Source organism: Gemmatimonadota bacterium (assembly GCA_009841265.1).
Taxonomy (GTDB): domain Bacteria; phylum JAAXHH01; class JAAXHH01; order JAAXHH01; family JAAXHH01; genus JAAXHH01.
This window is the reverse complement of the sequence record VXMB01000014.1, coordinates 418567-435545: the sequence shown is the minus strand read 5'-3', so window position 1 is coordinate 435545 and position 16979 is coordinate 418567. Positions and strand designations below refer to the sequence as shown.

Here is a 16979-nt window from a genome sequence, read left to right as displayed (position 1 = left end):
TTGGGCGGCCGGATCTTCGGGTATCCCTCATGTTCGTCGACTTCGCGAGAATCCACGTAAAAGCCGGACGCGGCGGCAACGGCTGCTGCAGCTTCCGCCGCGAGAAGAACGTGCCGCGGGGCGGACCGGACGGCGGCCACGGCGGCGACGGGGGCCATGTCGTCCTGCAGGTCGACCCGGGCAAGCGCACGCTGCTCGACTTCCAGTACCAGCACCTGTACCGGGCCCGGAACGGCACCCACGGACAGGGCAAGGACATGCACGGCCGGAATGCCCCGGACCTGGTCATCGGCGTCCCCCCCGGGACCATCGTCAAAGACCGGGAGTCCGGCTCGATGATTTCCGACATGGTCGGGGAGGACCAGACCCTGGTCATCGCCCGGGGAGGCCATGGCGGCCGCGGCAACTCGGCCTTCGCCACGTCCACTAACCGGGCGCCCCGGCGATGGGAGGAGGGCCAGCCGGGCGAGGAACGCCTGCTGGAACTCGAACTGAAGCTGATCGCCGACGTCGGGCTGGTCGGTCATCCCAATGCGGGCAAATCCACCCTGCTGTCCCGTCTGTCCGCCATGAGACCCAAGATCGCCGACTATCCCTTCACCACCCTCGAACCCAACCTGGGCATCGTCAAACTGGGAGACTACGACCGCTTCGTCCTCGCGGACATCCCCGGCCTGATCGAGGGCGCCCACGAGGGTAAGGGACTCGGACACCAGTTCCTCCGCCACATCGAACGGACCCGGATCCTCGTCTTCCTGCTCGACGCAAGCCAGCCAGATCCCGTGCACGATTACCAAGTGCTCGTCAATGAACTCCGCCAGTTCAATCCCGTACTCCTCTCCCGCCCCGCCCTGGTCGTCTTCTCCAAACTGGACCTGATCGTGGACCGTTCCGCCCTGGACGGCCTCGTCGTGGATCCCGACCGCGCTAAGCACGCGGGCCAGCGCAACAACCCCGTGCTGGCGATCTCATCCGCCACCGGAGAAGGCATCCCCGACCTCCTCGGGGAAATCGGCCAGATTCTTCACGAGATCGGAACCGACTCGCCCGACTAATCTGTAAGAACCGCGTCGGACGGAGTTCCGTGCCGACGGGTTCCCGGTTAGTTCCGTAATCCGTATCATGCACCGAATGGCCCGTCCCTTGAGGACCTGGCTATGGAGGACTTGTCTATGGCCGACCTGTCCATGGCGGACCTGGCGTCCTGGCTGACCCTTGCGCGCGTGCCGGGCGTGGGCGCGTCGCGGTTCCACGCGCTGTTGCGCCAGTTCGGGTCGCCCGCCGCGGCCCTGTCCGCCACCGTGGACGAACTGGCCGAGACCGAAGGGGTGGGACCACAGATCGCCCGGGCGGTGCGCGGGCACCGGGACGAGGCCTTCGTCGACCGCCAACTGCGCCTGCTCGATCGGCACGACGCGCGCATCGTCACCTTCCGCGACCGCGACTATCCCGATCGGCTACTCGAGATCTACGATCCGCCGCCGCTGCTCTTCGTTTCCGGCGGCTGGGAAGCGGAGGACGAGCAGTCCATCGCCATCGTGGGGACGCGTTTTACCTCCGCCTATGGCCGGAAGATGGCCGAGTCCTTCAGCGCGGAACTCAGCTCATACGGGTTCACCGTCGTGAGCGGCCTGGCGCGGGGCGTGGACACACTCGCCCACCGGACCGCACTGCGCGGCAACGGCCGCACGGTGGCGGTACTGGGTTCGGGCCTCGACCGGCCGTACCCCGCGGAGAACCGCAAGCTGATGGCGACCATCCGGGAACATGGCGCCGTGATGACGGAGCACCCCTTCGGAACCGGCCCGGACGCCGTTAATTTCCCCCAGCGAAACCGGATTATCAGCGGTTCGACGCTGGGAACGATCGTGGTGGAGGCCGGCAAGCGCAGCGGAGCGCTGATCACCGCACGCTTCGCCCTGGACCAGGGCCGCGAGGTCTTTGCCGTACCCGGACCGCTGGACGCGGCGAGCAGCGAGGGGGTGAACCGGCTGATCAAGGACGGTACGGCCAAGTTGATCCAGCGGGTCGAGGACGTGATCGACGAACTGGCGCCCCGGCTGGGCTTCGACCCGATCCGGTCGGAACCGGAACCGGCCGGCCCGGCTTTCGAACTGCCGCCCGAAGAGGAATCCATGTACGGCCAGGTTACCTCGGATCCCAGACACATCGACCACCTGGCGTCCGCCCTTTCCCTTACGTCCTCCCAGGCGCTCGGCATCCTGCTGGCGCTCGAACTGAAAGGCGCGGTGCGGCAATTGCCGGGCATGATGTTCGTGAGATCCTGACCTCGTCCGTCCCGCCGCCTGAACCCAACAGTCCGGCGGCCCTCCCCCCGGTAATTTAGGTTGACACGCCCCGCTCTCCCGATGTTACATCAAGGACAACTCGCTTGAACCGCCAAAACGTACGCTGTGACCGGTTATGCACGATCAGCAATCCCGCGGTAAACTCCTCGAACGCGATGAACTTGCAGCGGTCGTGGAGCGCGCGCGCCGGAGAGGCGCCACCGTCGTATTCACGAACGGTTGCTTCGACCTGCTCCATCCGGGCCATGTCCATCTCCTGCAGACCGCGCGATCGTACGGCGACCTGCTCATCGTGGCCATTAACACCGATGCGTCCGTCCGGGCGATCAAGGACGAAGGCCGGCCGATCTATGGCGAGACGGAACGGGCCTACATGCTCGGCGCCCTGGCCTGCGTGGACCATGTGGTCCTTTTCAGCGAGCCAACGCCCATCCCGCTGCTCAACCTGCTCAAACCGGACGTCCTGGTCAAAGGAGGTCACTACGGCCACGAGGAAGTGGTGGGCTGGGACGTGGTGGAAGCCTACGGCGGCCGCGTGGAGAGAGTGCCCGTGCTGGACGGCATGTCGACCACCGACACGATAGAACGCATCACCGGAAAGGGTTCTTAATGTCTGAAACACGCCAGAAACTGCTGGTGCTCTACCTGCGGACCCCCGACCTGCATGCCGGCGTCGTGGCCTGGTCCGAATTCGACGGCACCTCGGCCGCCGACGAACGCCATACATCGGGGGACGCCGCGGACTCGGGCGGCGCTACGGATCCGCCCTACGCGTCGGTAGTGGACGCCATGCGGGACGGCTGGCGGGTCGTCCAGTTTCCCCAGCAGTATCCTGCCTATCCGGGCACGGAATACCAGGTGTCCTATCTCAAGTACGAGTACATACTCGAAAAAATGGAGGTGGTCGATGGCTGACAGCACCCATCTGTTGAATTCGAAGCAAATGGCGCGGTTCGTCGCGGAGGGGTATCTCCGTTTCGACGAACTGGTGCCCGACGACCTCAACCAGGCTGTGAAAGCGGAAATGGACAACCAGGCCATTCCACGGGAAGAAGCGGGATCGCCCCTGAGCGCCATCTGGCCGGACGCGGCCGTGGGACGCGTTTTCAGGCTGCCGGAGATCGAGGGCATCATCCACAGCCTCGTCGGTCCGGATCCTTTGTACGATCACCACGCCGTGCACACCGTAGCGGCAGGCCACCATTTCGGACAGCACTGGCACGCGGACGCGATCATCGACACGCGGCTGCACTTCGACATCCAGTTCATGTATTTCGCCCACGACACGCCCAGGGAGATGGGGGGCACGCTGATCCTTCCCGGCAGCCACTACCGCCGCATCAGCGAATCCGACATCGCCCGCTACCACAATTTCGTGGGCCAGGTGCCGATGATCTGCAAGGCCGGGACGGTGATCGTGCTCCATCACGGCATGTGGCACTGCGCCCAGCCGAATCGCACCGACGAGATGCGGTACATGTTCAAGCTGCGCCTTAATCCGACAGTCAGGCAGCTCCGGCTGTGGAACACGGAGGACATCGACGATCCGGAAGTCAGCCATGTCCTGAGCACGAACCAGCCGTGGCACGGGAACGAAGAGCGTATCGAACATGTCAACCGGATCCACTTCTGGCGGTTTCTGACCGGTGACGACCAGTTCGACAACCACTACTGGCTGAGCCGGATCGAAAACGAACCCGAACTGGTGTGATCAGCCGGTCCTGTTTTCCAACTCGACGAAAACGCGTTCATGACCACGGGTAACCTGCGCCGACAACTGGGTATCTGGCCGACCACGGCCATGGTGATCAGCGGGATGATCGCCGTGGGGATCTTCCTGGTGCCCGCCGGGATGGCCAAGTCGCTGGGATCGCCCCTGCTGCTGCTCGTCACCTGGCTGGCGATGGCCGGGATGGCCCTCTGCGGTTCGCTGTGTTTCGGTGAACTGGCGTCCAGGTATCCCCACGCGGGCGGCGGATACGTCTATCTCCGGGAGGCCTACGGCACGCCGACGGCCTTTCTGTACGGCTGGATGTCCCTGATGGTGCTGGATCCGGGCATCACGGCGACCCTGGCGACCGGGATGGCGAGCTACGCGGGCCATATCTACGCGATGGATCCGGTTGCGATGAAGTTGCTGGCCATCGCCGTGCTGGCCGTCCTCACCGCCGTCAACATCTACGGCGTGCGCATCGGCGCCTGGATCATCGTCCTGCTGACCGTGTTCAAGGTCGGGGTGCTCGCGGTCATCTCCCTCCTGGGGTTCGGCCTGGGGCTCGGTGACTGGTCGAACTTCACGCCTTTCGTGGCGCGGCCCGCGGATTCCGGCCCGCTGTTCGGCGCCCTCGCCGGCGGCATCGTGGGCGCCTTCTTCGCCTTCGCCGGCTGGTGGGACCTGAACAAGGTGGCCGGTGAAATCAAGGACCCGGCGCGCACCCTGCCCCGGGCGCTGCTGCTGGCCGTAGGCATCGTCGCGTTGACCTACATCTCCACCAGCGCCGTCTTCATGTACCTCGTGCCCGTATCCCAGGTCACCAGCGACGAGACCTTCGCGGCGCAGGCCGGCGAGGTGCTCTTCGGACGCAGCGGCGGCATCCTGTTTTCCTCCGTGGTCATCCTGTCCATCGTCGGCAGCCTGACCGGACTGCTGCTCATGGCGCCGAGGGTGTATTTCGCCATGGCCAGGGACGGGGTCTTCCTCCGCTTCGCCGGCGCGGTCCATCCCGCCTTCGGCACGCCCTACCGCGCGATCGCCATCCAGGGCGGACTGGCTTCGCTGCTGGTGTGGCTGGGGACCTTCAGCCAGATCCTGGATTACTTCATCTTCGTGGCCGTACTGTTCATCGCACTCACCGTGGCGGGCCTGTTCGTGGTTCGTCGCAGGTCGGCCGAGACGCCACCCTACCGGACCCCATTCTATCCCGTCACCCCGGTGCTGTTCCTGATCCTCGCCGCGGTCCTGCTCGTGCTGCTCTTCGGCAACAGTCCCGTGCAGGCCCTGCTCGGCGTCGGCGTGACGGTCCTGGGGATACCGGTATACTTTCTCGTATTCAGAAACCAGACTTCGCAGCAAAGACCGTCAGGAGAAGCCCATGGCATGGATTAAGACCGTTTCCGCATCGGATGGGGACGAACGGCTGCTCGCCGCCCTCGAGGCACAGCGCGCGCTTTATCCCACGGAGTACGACACGCCGGTGCATCCCACAGACGACGGCACGTCCGGCATCGTGGCGTCCCATTCATTGATCCCGGAGGCGCTGCATCATGCTTTCGCCACCTTCGGGGTGTTGCTGTCGCCGGATCTTCCGTTGAGCCGCAGGCAGCACGAGATGATCTCGACCATCGTCTCGTCGAGAAACCGGTGTGTTTACTGAATTGATTCGCACGCAGAGTTTCTGCGTCGGGTCACGTTGGACGGCGAACTGGTCGAAGCGATCAAGTACGACTACGACAAGGCGCCGCTGAACGCGCAGGACCGGGCGATGTTGGATTTCGCCATCCGGCTTACCGAGGATGCCACGCAGATCCGGAAGGCCGATCTCGAAGGACTGCGGTCCGAGGGGTTCGACGACGTAGCGATCCTCCAGATCACCCTGATCGCGTCGTGGTTCAACTACATCAACCGCGTCGCGGACGCCCTGGGGGTGGGACGGGACGCGGACGATTCGTAAGACACCGGCGGGTGAACCTGTACCGGGCGGGCGCGGTTGACACGGTCGGGCGGACCAGATGGGCCGCCCGGTCGGGCGGACCTGCCCCGGGCGGGGGACCTCGCCGCCCGGGCGGGAGGCGATCGTGACGCCACTTTACGGGAGTATCGCGATTGCCCGGCCCGGTCCGCCGTGGTTGTTTTCGAGGCGGGGACACAGGAAGATGAAGAAAGCGCCTTTCGGCGGAAGCTGCCCCACGCCAATCAGATACTCCGTGAAGATCATGTCGTGGTTCACCGCCGCCCAGTGCGTCTTCATCGATTCCACCGGGTCCACTGATCCCATGTCGGGTGCATCGATGCCCACGTGTTTCACGCCTTTCCCGGCCAGGTAGGCGATAACTTCCGCACCCGGCGCCGGCCATCCCTCGGACTGTCCGTCCAGGGGCGCTTTGACACTCTGTTCCACCAGGACCCGGATGAAGCGGCGGAAGTGTGTGTCCGTATGTCCCGTATGGAAGAGCACGACCTCGCCGTCCTCGATCTCCCCGTACAGATCCTCGTGTCTCCTGACATCGTCCAGCGTGATGGCCGGTGAAGCCGGCCAGTCATCCCACGAGGTCGTCCCCACACGGTGCTGCACGTTGACGACCCGGGCGGGCCCCATGAAGTGGTGCAGCGGGACTTTTTCCGTCGTCATCTCCGTGCGCTTCAGCGGACCGTGCTCGGCCTCGAACTCCCTTAGCGCGGCACGGACCGTTTCGTCATACCTGCCCGTGTCGAATCCGGGCGGAGGGCCGTAGTGCGCGGGCGGATCCACGTGGGTCCCGGTATGAGCATCCATGAAGTGGGTGTTGACCCAGTAGGGGCCGAAGGGACCATCGAAATAGTTCACCGGCTGCACCCTCGAATAGGGGAAGACGTGACGGCCCACGCCGCGGCCCGGCCACCAGACGGGGCGGTCCATGGACAGCGTTACGGAGAGGTCGACCACCCGTTTCGACTTAACGGCCTCAAGCAGACGCGCAGCCAGGTCCGGATTGGTTATGGCCACCGCCCGCGTTTCCACCGTGGGTGAGTTCTCGTGCTTGACCGGAAGGGCGATGTACAGGGATCCGTTGGGCGTCCTGTCCAGGTTGATCAGTCCCTCCGTGTGCACGGCACCGTACTTGAAATGGCCGAGATGGCTTTCCAGGGCGAGGGGATTTACGTACATGCCGTCGGGACCCGACGCGATGTAGCGGGGCGGACCCAGCCCGCCCATGCTCGGACTGTCGATGCCCATGAGCCAGACTCCCCGGCTGCCGACGTATTCCGCCGCGTCGTAGTCCGGCGCGGGCCATCCAGGTGCCGTCCCCGCGACGGGTTCAACGATCAGGCGGCGGTCGTCCGGCGCGGGCCGGTCGTGGCGGTCGTCGTACCCGCTCCAGTACAGGACGGCGTCGCCCGGTCCCATGGGCCTGCGCGCCGCCTCGGCGGCCTTTACTACATCTATGGTGAACAGGGGGCTCACGCCCGGCGGGGCCTGGTCCAGCATGGACCGGCCGTCGATCTTGTACACTTCGCCCACTAATTGCCAGGCCGGTACTTTTTCCACCGTAAGATCGCCCCAGTAATGGGCGTTCGGCAACCCGCTGTGCTGGGGCGGCATCATGTGGGCTGGCGTGTCCGTCTGCGTCGCCGTGTTTTCGTCCAGGATAATCAGGTCCGACGCCCACGGCCGGTCTCCGTGTACGATATAGGGCACAACGAGGGGCTGGTGGTGTACCTGTCCGCCCGGCCAGTACTGGTAGTGGCGCCCGGAAATGACAGGCGAAAGATCGACCACGTCGTCGGGGCCTACCGGCGTGTACTGGGCGGCAGCCGAAAGGGTGATCCACTGGATGAGGACGGTGAGTGCCACGCCGCGGGCTCGCCTGGCCGCGCGTGCGTGCTTACGGATCGGGTACATGGTACGCTCCCTATAGGCGATCTTCCGGGAAATCGTCATGAAGTCGACCGCGAATAACGGTTGTTAACCGGCCTACGACGAATTACAGTGCTACCGTGATCGTATCGTTTCGCCAACGCGATCCGGGAAAGATCAACGGTCGCAACTTCGTGCTTAGGCGACTTTTATATCAGGTTTATAACAAGTAAAGTATACAGGGGCCGAATACGGCTGGCAAACAATAAGATACCGGCGACGGAGGCAGCCACGACCGCCGTCGATCCGATTCCCCACACCCATCAAAGGAGCCTCACCCGTGTCTAACCTGCGCGTCGGCATCATCGGACTGGGCGGCATCGCCCGTCCCCACTGCGAGGCCATAGCGAACCTGGACGGCGTGGAGATCGTGGCGGTCGCCGATCTGCTCGAGAAAAAGCGCCGCGAATACATGGACGGGTACGACATCTCCAGGGGGTACGCCACTCACACGGAACTGCTTGAGGACGACGAGGTCGAAGCGGTGGCCATCGTCCTCGGCCACCAGCTGCATCACCGGCTGACCGTGGACGCCTGCAACGCGGGCAAGCACGTCCTGGTGGAGAAACCCATGGCGATCAGCCTGGACCAGTGCGACGACATGATCGTCGCCGCCGCGGCCAACGGCGTCAAGCTCATGGTGGGACTAACGCAGCACTTCTACGGCACCAGCGTGAAGGCCAAGGAGATCCTGGATTCCGGCATCCTGGGACCGGCCATCACGGGGGTGTGCTACATGTCCAAGAATTGGGGGCACGGCGGCCGCAGGCCCCAGTACCGCAGCCGGTTCCACGGCGGCGGTATGTGGATGACCAACGGGGTCCACGTGGTGGACCGGCTCTCCTGGGTCATGGCCTCGCAGGCGGTCTCGGTCTCCGCCAGCATCGGCAATCGGGCGCACTACCAGGCCGCGGACGATTCCGCCACGGCCTTCATTCGTTACAAGAACGGCACGTCGGGCGTGGCGGTGGCCGTCGGCTACGCCGATGGCGGACCCAACCACGAGTGCCAGGTGATCTGCGCCAACGGATCGCTGCGCTTCAGCGAGTCAGGCGAGAAGTACGTCAGGATAGGCAAGGACAATCGGTGGGAAGACGTGCCCTTCGACGACCCTCCCCATCCCATGTACAATGAGTGGAAGGGGTTCGTCGAGGCGATACGCGATAACATAGAGCCGCCCACCCCGGGAGAATGGGGCCGTCACGTCATGGAGATCCTGTTCGCCGCGGAGCAGTCTTCCATTTCAGGCCGGGAGGTGCCGCTGGCCAGCGGGGGACAGTGGACCCACCAGCAGTCCGGCACGCCGGTAAACACCGATCACGGCTGGATTTGACGGATCCACGGCGACGTGCAGGTATTACGTGCCGGTATACTCCACCACGGCCAGGGTGACGTCGTCACACTGCCGGGATCCCGCTGAATACCCGAACACCGCCGCCATGACGGTGTCCTTCAATGCGCCCGCATCCTGGCCCCTGTGCTTCTTCAACAGAGACTCGAGTCTTTGTTCTTCGTACAGCTCGCCTTCGGCGTTGGCCGCCTCGGTGACGCCGTCGGTATACATGACCAGCTTGGTTCCCGGTTCAAACGATATCGATTCCATCTCAAAGGAGACGTCGGCGATCCCCAGCGGCGGCGCGACTGAATGCAGCTTCTGAACCGGTCCATCCCCCGACAGGAGCATGGGCGGATTGTGTCCGGCGTTGCAGTACCGCAGGGTGTTCGCCCGGGTATCGATATCGGCGTGGAAGAAGGTGATGAACTGGCTCACCGAGGAATGATGGAGTATGTACTCGTTCAGCCTGCCGATGCGTTCCACCAGCGGTACGCCGATGTCGATGAGGGTGGTCAGCATGGTCTTGCAGGCGACCATGAGTAGCGCGCTGGACGGGCCGTGTCCGGTGACGTCGGCGATCGTCACTGTCAGGACGTCCTCGCCATAAGGAATGAAGTCATAGTAATCCCCGCCGATCTCCTCGCAGGACACATGGGCGCCCGCGCAGGCCAGCGTGTTGAAGGCATAGCTTTCCCCCGGCAGCAGCCCGGCCTGGATCTCACCGGCCAGGGCCAGTTCCTTGTCCAGTGCGCTCTTGGCCACGGCGGCATCGAACAGGCGCAGGTTGTCGGTCTTGATGGCGGTCAGGTTGGCCACCGCGCTGGCCAGCCCGAGATGGTCCACGGTAAACTCCACGGCCGGATCCGCGGAATCGAGGTAAAGCAGGCCGAACACCCGGTCTTCATGCCACAGGGGCACGCATAATATGGACACCAGCCGGCGGACGATCACGCTCTGCCGGTCCCTGAACCGCTCGTCCCCCAGGGCGTTCGAAGTGATCGAGGCCATCCGGTGTTCCAGGGCCTGTCTCACCGCCGTCGTGCTGATCGCAATCGACCGATCTTCGTAACCGGGCCGGGAGGCCAGCGTCTGGATTTCGAAAACGTAGCCCTCCCCGGTCTCAACGGGATGGACGATCGCGCAGCAGTCCGCCTCCAGCCAATCCAGCAGGCTTCGCGTCACGAGTGCGCCCAGTTCGGCCTCGCTGCGGGCAGTCATGACTTCCTTGCTCAGCTCCGTGAGTTTCAGCAGCCGTCCGTCGGTATCCTCGTGCCTCACGGCGGGTGTGCCGCCCGCCATCGTGTACGGCAATTGGTCCGCCCGGAAGAGGGAGGCCGGCGCTTGCAGATCATCGGTACTCTCTTCGGGTTCTCCCCCCTCGAAGACGAAAACCGATCGTCCGAGCCTGATGCGGTCACCCGGCAGCAGCGGGGCGGGCTTGCCGCCGATTGGATGATCGTTGACGTAGGTCCCGTTCCGGCTGCCCAGGTCCGCGATCACGTAGCCCGACGTCTCCGTTTCGATTCGCGCATGGAGCTTCGAAACGCCCCGGTCGCCGCCTATGGCGATATCGGCCTCGCCGGAACGGCCCAGGGTAGTGACATCCCTCGACAGGACATGGACTTGCGGGTCTTTTGCGTGCAACAACTTCAGGTAGGGCACGAGTGTGCTCCGATTCGCACGGTTACCGTTGAAACCTCGGCGCGGCCCCCACCGGACTTACGGGCCCGGTTCGTTTCTCAGGTCGAAGGCCACCTTGACGGCGCCTTGCCGGCCGGCTTCCAGGGCCCGGCCGATGGCCTTCCGGTATTCCTTCAGGGGGAAGAGGTCCGTCACGAGGGGTTTAAGGCCGACCTTCTCCGACGCGATCAGATCCATGGCCAGGTCGAAGGTCCGGACGGACCGGCCTTCGTACTCCTCCGTCCCGTAGGCGTAGGCTCCCTGCACCTTCAATTCCTTGTACCAAACCGCCGTCCAGTCGATACCGGAAGGAATGCCCGGCATGCCCACGACGGTAACGACGCCGCCGGAGCCGGTCAGCCGCAGCGCGTCGTCGATGGTGCGCGACGATCCGACGCAGTCGAAGGTCCGGTGCACGCCGCCGATGAATACGGGCCTCCCGATCTCGGGCCGGTGGATCTCAGCCCCCGTCACTTCGCTGACCGTATTGTAGAGGTCTTCGTCCCGGTCGATGACGCGGTCGGCGCCGAGGGCGGCCGCCAGGGCCTGCTGATGGGGATACCGTGCGGCGGCGAGGATGCGGCACTTCCCTCCCAGGGCCCGGACGGCCGCGATGGTGAGTAGTCCGACGGCGCCGCAACCGATCACCAGGATGGTCTCGTCGTCACCGGGGAAGGACTTGAGCACGGCGTGCAGGCAGCAGCTGAAGGGCTCGACCAGGACCGCTTCCTCGTCGGAAAGCCGATCGGGCACCCGGTGGACCTGGAAGGGGTGCGCCACCAGAGACGTACTCCATCCACCGCCCGTGTCCCTGCAGTACCCCGTCTGTATCCCTGGGGAAATGTCTCCGTGCATGACCATCTCGCACAGGCCGAAGTCTCCTTCCCTGCAGGACGGACAAGGAGGGTGGATTCCCCGGACGGCGCAGCAGAGTCCGGGTTCGATCACCACGCGGTCGCCCCGGGAAACGTCCCCGGGACCTGCACCGGTCTCCTCCACCTGGCCTACCACTTCGTGACCCAGGACAAAAGGCGCGGAGATCAGGGGCGAAAAATAGGGGCTGCCTTTCGCCCGAATGGTGGAAAGATCCGATCCGCAGATTCCGCTCAACAGCGGCCTGACCTGCATCCATTCAGGCGTCGGAAGCGAGGGGGGATCGACGTCCGCCATGCGGATGCACGACAGCGCGCCGGTGGCCGAGCCGGGGCGCCGGTGGCCAAGGGTGCGGACGAACAGGTACCGGGGTACGCTCTTGATGTACTGTACGGCTTTCATACATGGGTCCAGTGCACGACTTCCCATCCGCCGGCATCCGCGGCCTTCTTCAGCTTTCCGCCGGGGTTCACGGCGACGGCGTGTCCTACCACGCTCAACATGGGCTCGTCCGAACTGCTGTCGGCATAGGCATAGCACCGGGCCAGATCGATACCGCGGCGCTCGGCGTAATCCCGGACGATTCGGGCTTTCGCCTCGTCACCGATGGGCGGCCCTTCCGTCTCGCCGGTCAGCCGGCCGTCCTCTTCCTTCATGGACAGGGCGATGAGGTCGTCCGACTTGGTGTATTCCGCCAGCGGTTCCATGACGAAATCCAGGGACCCGGTGACCAGGACCACGCGCTCGCCCCGTTGCTGGTGCGCCCGAATGCGATCGACGGCCCCGGCGTACATGCGTGGACGCATGACTTTTTCGAAAAGCTGTTCGCTCCTCGAAACGCATTCCCCGCGACCGAAACCCCGGTACTGCCGGTAGAACGACTGGATGAAACGGCTCCTGCTGATCTTGTCCAGGACGATGTAATAGAGGACTTTCGGCAGGAATCCGATGGTCCAGAGGAGACGCCGCGGGGCGGAATACCCCCAGGTCCTGTAAAAAGCGTAGTAGTGTACGATCGTCGCATCCACGATAGTGCCGTCCACGTCGAAGAAGGCCGTCGCGCCGTGTTCCCGGCCGTTTACGAAGCGTCCCGCCCGCCGACCGGCCGCTCCTTCCGGTCCGCCTGGGCCTCCTGGCGCGGATCCGGCGGACCCGGCGGACCCGGTTGCCTGGTCCAGGCGCTCCAGGCGGTCCGCGATATACAGATAGCCGTCGCGGTCGATGCGACCGATGTCCCCAGTGTGAAGCCACCCGCCGCGGAGGCGGTTCTCCGTTGCCGCTGGGTTTCGGAAGTACCCCTGCATGACGTTGTTCCCGCGCACGATGATCTCGCCGTTGCCTTCCTTATCGGGGGCCTGGATTTCAACGTCTACCGCCGGCAGGGCCACGCCGACTGAAGAGGGCTTGCTTCGGTCCATGGGATTTACGGTCACGACCGGGGCCGCTTCCGTGAGCCCGTAGCCCTCGTGGATCGTCAGCCCGATCTCCCGGTAGGCGTGGTACAGATCCGATTCGAGCGTGCCGCCGCCGCTGACCAGCAGCCGCATGCGGGAAACGACGCTTTCGCCGTTTTTCTCGGCCGTCTGTCGCAGCGACCCGTGCAACAGTCCGAATAACCGGGGCGCCGCGATCAGGCAGTTGACCCCGGTTTCATCCATCAGGCCGACCAGGGACCTCGGCCGCACCGACGTGGTATAGGTAATGGTCGCCCCCGCGTAGAAAGGCATGAGGAATCCGCCCGTGAACTCCAGAGCCTGGCTCATGGGCAGCAGGGACAGGAAATGGTCGGTCCGGTAGGCGCGCAGGATCTCGGCGAGGGACAGCAGGTTCGAAACGAAGTTCCGATGGGTCAGGACCACGCCGTGGGATTCGGCCGCCATGCCCCGGGTGAACATGATAGCGGCCGGGGAATCGGGTTCTACCGGCGCCCATGGGGGCGGCTCCTCGTTCACGGTTACGGGCGTCGCGGACCGTCGAGGTGCGTCGAACGGCAGTCCGTAGTTTTCGATATTCCAGAACATGACGTCGCCGCAGGGCTCCGCCGGTTCGCCGCCGGGTTCCGCCGACGCCGTGAGCAATGCGTGACCGCCTTCCGTGCAGAGGATGGCCCTCGATTCGGTGAACCGGGCGATGCGCCACACTTCCTGGGGTGTCGACCGGCGGTCCACGGGCACGAGCACGGCCCCGGCCACCATCCCGGCGAAACAGGCGACTCCCCATTCGGGCCGGTTCTCAGAGTAGAGCAAGACTCGGTCGCCCGGATGCAGGCCGCTGGACCGCCACTGCCAGCCGATGTGTCCGGCCAGGGCGAACACGTCCTTGAAGGAATAGCGGGTCCAGCCATCGTCCCGCTGCATCTGCAGCGCGGTCTTGTCTCCGTACATGTCCGCGCTCTTGGCCAGTATGTCCGTCAGCGTATCGAGATGGGGCAGGGCGTCTTCCCCGGCCTGGGCGAACCCGGACCGCTCCGCCACCTCCTCTTCTTCCGTGACCGCGGGCTTCGGCTCATCGGTCTTCAGCACGTGGCGTTTCAGGCCGGGGATATGGATTTCCTGGAAATACGTCTTCCAGTGGATCCTGGAGACGTCGCCGCTGAAGAGCTGCCGGTCCTCCGGATCCAGGCTTTCGTGCAACTCTACCGTGCGGTCCGTCTCGAAGGTGCATTCCAGGGACGTGTAGGGACTGTAGATCGCGGCGTAGTACAGCATGCGCGAGATCGCCGACTGCATCACGGCGATTCTGCGCTTCAGGTTGTTCAGCAGGGTGATCCGGTTGAAGCGGTTGAGCGTCCACAACGCGGCGTTCAGGGGGTAGACGTAGCGCAGGTTGTAACGGCGCCGGAACTGGCCAAGGGTCGGGTAGGTCCATCGCTGGATCGGTATGGGTTCGTTGTTCCGGTTCAGGCGGGGGTATTTTTGAAAGTACTCGTATGAGTGCTCGAAGGCCTGATGGAAGAGGACGGGATTCCGGTCGCCCGTCGATACGTGGTACACGCCGATCCCGCCTTCCCGGGCCGTGCGCGCCATGGCCGCCAGGGTCGTATTGGCCACGATGTCCACCGGGATAATGTCCACGATCATTTCTTTCTGGCCGGGGAAGTCCGGCAGGCGCCCCTTGCTCACCGCATCGATGAGCGGGTCGGCCACCTTGAGCCCCTCGATCCATCCCGGTTCGGGCTCGACCAGCGCGCTTTCCACGATAGACGGCCGTATGATAGCCGTGGGCAGGTCGCCCCGGTGCTTGACGATCAACTGCTCGCCCATGGCCTTCGTCAGGGTATAGCTGTCGTGCCACCCCCACTGCTGTCCGCGGCGCATGCCCTCCTCGATGAGCCGTTCCTTGAGCCAGCGCTTGCGAAAGGTCTCCATCTGGGCGTCGAGCCAGCGCTGCGTCGGGTTTGGGTTCTGCTGCAGCGCCATCTTCCTGAAACGATCCTGCTGTTCCGGTGACCGGGAGTCGTCGTGGATCTCATCCGCCCTGGTAATTATGTCCCGTATTTCCCGTTCCAGGTCGAAGGGCGCGTCGCTTCGCCCCATTTCCTGGGCCATGGACCAGTCCGGACGGGGCGGGGCTTCGGGAATGCGACCCTTGGTCTGGCCGTTGACATAGGCCGTCGAGACGTGGACCAGCATGGCGTCGCCGCACGATTTGGCGAATTCCAGCATGCGCCGCGCGCCGAGGGTGTTGAGCTGAAGCGCGGCGTCGATTTCTTCGTCGAAGGTCACGGACGCCGCGCAGGTGAGCACGACGTCGACTTCCGCCGCGAGCCGGCGGTACAGGTCCGGTTCCAGTCCGAGGTGGTCCAGGGTAAGGTCGCCCTCGACAGCGTGGACCTTGGCACGCATGATATCCGCGAAACGATCGCCGTGGGTCTCGCGAAGCCGGGCGAAGGCGGCGGACTGGAGGATCTCTTCCTCCACCCGTTCCCGCGCCGTAAGCGTGGTACCGTCCTTCCTCCGGCGGGCCCGGACGACCAGGTAGATACGGCCGACTTCCGGGGCGCACCGCAGGATCTTCTCCACGACCGCTTTCGCAAGGAAACCGGTGGCGCCGGTGATCAGCAGCGTCTTTCCCCGCAGGTAGGTGACGATTTCACTCATACCTTACCGTCTCTCGAAGCCATCAGTTGCTTGAACTGATCGACCCAGGGAATGGGCGACGGATCGACGTCGTTCATAATTGCCTGGTAGAAACTGGCGTAGGCACCGAGCAGAAGCAGGTCGCAGGCCTGCTCGAGCGCCGTCTCTCCCCGGGGCGTTACGACGGAACACGCGATCCCCTGCTTCTCGAGCAGCGTGCGGGTGATCTCGTGGCGGCGCCGGTTGCGCGGATCGTACAGGCCGGACTGGATGAGCACGGCGGCGAGTCCGTCTCGGTGCTCCGCGGGGTGGGTCATCCCTTCGAGCAAATGGTGATTCAATTCCGGTATGGCGAACCAGACGGCCAGGTTCTTGGCGTTCTCGTTCCACTGGTTGGCCAGGATGTGGGCGTTGCCCGTGAGATGCTCGGAAGCCATGATCAGGATCGACTTCCCCCGCGTGGCCGAGGCCAACTCATGGGCGGGGTTCTCCTCACCGGGCGCAGCGTAAACCGGGTTGGTCTCCCGGAGCAGCATGAGGGCGCTCGTCACCTCGGTTTCGGCCAGCTCCACGAACCCCAGTTGCCGGAACATCGCCAGGAGGTAGGTGACCGCGTAGCCCAGGCCGATCCGCGGCTGCCCGCAGGTGTTGAGCTCGCTGCCGAACACCACGGCCGGCAGTCCATGGCGCCCGGCGAACGTTTCCAGGTCGCCTCCCGTGGTGAGGGCGATCATCGGTATCCCGTTGGACACGCCGTGCTCCGCCATGGCCATCACTTCCTCCGTGCCGCCGGAGTAGCTGGACAGCACGATAAGAGTCCGCTCGTCGATCCACGAAGGGGCCGTATAATCGGATACGACGGTCACCGGCACGCGCAGACGGTCGCGAAAGACGTCCTGTATCAGGTGGGCGCCCAGGGCCGATCCGCCCATGCCCGACAGGACCACGTGATTGACATTCCGGCAGGCGTCGGGGAAAGTGCGTCCCGCCATGGCCTCCCAGGCCGCCTCCATTTGGTCGGGTATCGATCCGATGGACCCGTGCATGTCGGATTGGTCCAGGCGCGTCATATTCATTTCAACCGCTT

The 16979-nt window shown here is 64.5% G+C and carries 14 protein-coding genes; 9 read left to right on the top strand and 5 right to left on the bottom strand.

Annotated features, from left to right (window positions below; all coding sequences use genetic code 11):
• Positions 1–29: 29 nt before the first annotated feature.
• The 8 genes from obgE (at position 30) to F4X08_14420 (ending at position 5980) form a co-directional block, all read left to right on the top strand.
• The gene (obgE, locus tag F4X08_14455; GenBank protein MYD27000.1) at positions 30–1055 is read left to right on the top strand and encodes a GTPase ObgE; all 1026 of its coding nucleotides are present in this window, start codon (positions 30–32) and stop codon (positions 1053–1055) included.
• Positions 1056–1157: 102 nt separating this feature from the next.
• Complete coding sequence (gene dprA / locus F4X08_14450; protein MYD26999.1) at positions 1158–2288, top strand: DNA-protecting protein DprA; 1131 nt, start codon at positions 1158–1160, stop codon at positions 2286–2288.
• A 136-nt stretch (positions 2289–2424) separates the two neighbouring features.
• The gene (rfaE2, locus tag F4X08_14445) at positions 2425–2919 is read left to right on the top strand and encodes a D-glycero-beta-D-manno-heptose 1-phosphate adenylyltransferase (protein ID MYD26998.1); all 495 of its coding nucleotides are present in this window, start codon (positions 2425–2427) and stop codon (positions 2917–2919) included.
• The gene (locus tag F4X08_14440) at positions 2919–3224 is read left to right on the top strand and encodes a hypothetical protein (GenBank protein MYD26997.1); all 306 of its coding nucleotides are present in this window, start codon (positions 2919–2921) and stop codon (positions 3222–3224) included. Before rfaE2 ends, F4X08_14440 begins: the two co-directional genes overlap by 1 nt.
• A complete protein-coding gene (locus F4X08_14435; GenBank protein MYD26996.1) occupies positions 3217–4020 on the top strand; it encodes a phytanoyl-CoA dioxygenase family protein in 804 nt (267 codons plus the stop codon). The genes F4X08_14440 and F4X08_14435 overlap by 8 nt, the downstream gene beginning before the upstream one ends.
• Positions 4021–4059: 39 nt before the next feature.
• Positions 4060–5415 (top strand): amino acid permease, encoded by a 1356-nt coding sequence (locus tag F4X08_14430; GenBank protein ID MYD26995.1) that lies wholly within the window; start codon positions 4060–4062, stop codon positions 5413–5415.
• Positions 5402–5683, top strand: coding sequence for a hypothetical protein (locus F4X08_14425; protein ID MYD26994.1), 282 nt, complete (start codon positions 5402–5404; stop codon positions 5681–5683). The genes F4X08_14430 and F4X08_14425 overlap by 14 nt, the downstream gene beginning before the upstream one ends.
• A 36-nt stretch (positions 5684–5719) precedes the next feature.
• Complete coding sequence (locus F4X08_14420) at positions 5720–5980, top strand: peroxidase (protein MYD26993.1); 261 nt, start codon at positions 5720–5722, stop codon at positions 5978–5980.
• A gap of 135 nt (positions 5981–6115) precedes the next feature.
• Here the strand turns inward: F4X08_14420 and F4X08_14415 are convergent, their stop codons facing one another.
• On the bottom strand, positions 6116–7948 hold the full coding sequence (locus F4X08_14415) for a cyclase family protein (GenBank protein MYD26992.1): 1833 nt from the start codon (positions 7946–7948) through the stop codon (positions 6116–6118).
• A gap of 181 nt (positions 7949–8129) precedes the next feature.
• Between F4X08_14415 and F4X08_14410 the strand changes: the two genes are divergently transcribed.
• Positions 8130–9257 (top strand): Gfo/Idh/MocA family oxidoreductase, encoded by a 1128-nt coding sequence (locus tag F4X08_14410; protein MYD26991.1) that lies wholly within the window; start codon positions 8130–8132, stop codon positions 9255–9257.
• Positions 9258–9281: 24 nt separating this feature from the next.
• On the opposite strand, the gene F4X08_14405 is transcribed toward F4X08_14410, so the two are convergent.
• The 4 genes from F4X08_14405 to F4X08_14390 are packed head-to-tail and all read right to left on the bottom strand — an operon-like array spanning position 9282 to position 16968.
• The gene (locus F4X08_14405; protein MYD26990.1) at positions 9282–10922 is read right to left on the bottom strand and encodes a SpoIIE family protein phosphatase; all 1641 of its coding nucleotides are present in this window, start codon (positions 10920–10922) and stop codon (positions 9282–9284) included.
• Between the two features lie 57 nt (positions 10923–10979).
• Positions 10980–12242, bottom strand: coding sequence for a zinc-binding dehydrogenase (locus tag F4X08_14400; protein ID MYD26989.1), 1263 nt, complete (start codon positions 12240–12242; stop codon positions 10980–10982).
• Positions 12212–15913, bottom strand: coding sequence for an HAD-IB family hydrolase (locus tag F4X08_14395; protein MYD26988.1), 3702 nt, complete (start codon positions 15911–15913; stop codon positions 12212–12214). The genes F4X08_14400 and F4X08_14395 overlap by 31 nt, the downstream gene beginning before the upstream one ends.
• Entirely contained in the window at positions 15910–16968 is a 1059-nt protein-coding gene (locus F4X08_14390; protein ID MYD26987.1) for a hypothetical protein, read from the bottom strand. Before F4X08_14390 ends, F4X08_14395 begins: the two co-directional genes overlap by 4 nt.
• Positions 16969–16979: the final 11 nt, after the last annotated feature.

Excerpts from the sequence above, each read along its gene's own strand:
- obgE (MYD27000.1), top strand. The coding sequence starts at position 30 with ATGTTCGTCGACTTCGCGAGAATCCACGTAAAAGCCGGACGCGGCGGC.
- dprA (MYD26999.1), top strand. The coding sequence starts at position 1,158 with ATGGAGGACTTGTCTATGGCCGACCTGTCCATGGCGGACCTGGCGTCC.
- F4X08_14440 (MYD26997.1), top strand. The coding sequence starts at position 2,919 with ATGTCTGAAACACGCCAGAAACTGCTGGTGCTCTACCTGCGGACCCCC.
- F4X08_14400 (MYD26989.1), bottom strand. The coding sequence starts at position 12,242 with ATGGGAAGTCGTGCACTGGACCCATGTATGAAAGCCGTACAGTACATC.
- F4X08_14415 (MYD26992.1), bottom strand. The coding sequence starts at position 7,948 with ATGACGATTTCCCGGAAGATCGCCTATAGGGAGCGTACCATGTACCCG.
- F4X08_14435 (MYD26996.1), top strand. The coding sequence starts at position 3,217 with ATGGCTGACAGCACCCATCTGTTGAATTCGAAGCAAATGGCGCGGTTC.
- F4X08_14425 (MYD26994.1), top strand. The coding sequence starts at position 5,402 with ATGGCATGGATTAAGACCGTTTCCGCATCGGATGGGGACGAACGGCTG.
- F4X08_14395 (MYD26988.1), bottom strand. The coding sequence starts at position 15,913 with ATGAGTGAAATCGTCACCTACCTGCGGGGAAAGACGCTGCTGATCACC.
- F4X08_14390 (MYD26987.1), bottom strand. The coding sequence starts at position 16,968 with ATGAATATGACGCGCCTGGACCAATCCGACATGCACGGGTCCATCGGA.
- F4X08_14430 (MYD26995.1), top strand. The coding sequence starts at position 4,060 with ATGACCACGGGTAACCTGCGCCGACAACTGGGTATCTGGCCGACCACG.
- rfaE2 (MYD26998.1), top strand. The coding sequence starts at position 2,425 with ATGCACGATCAGCAATCCCGCGGTAAACTCCTCGAACGCGATGAACTT.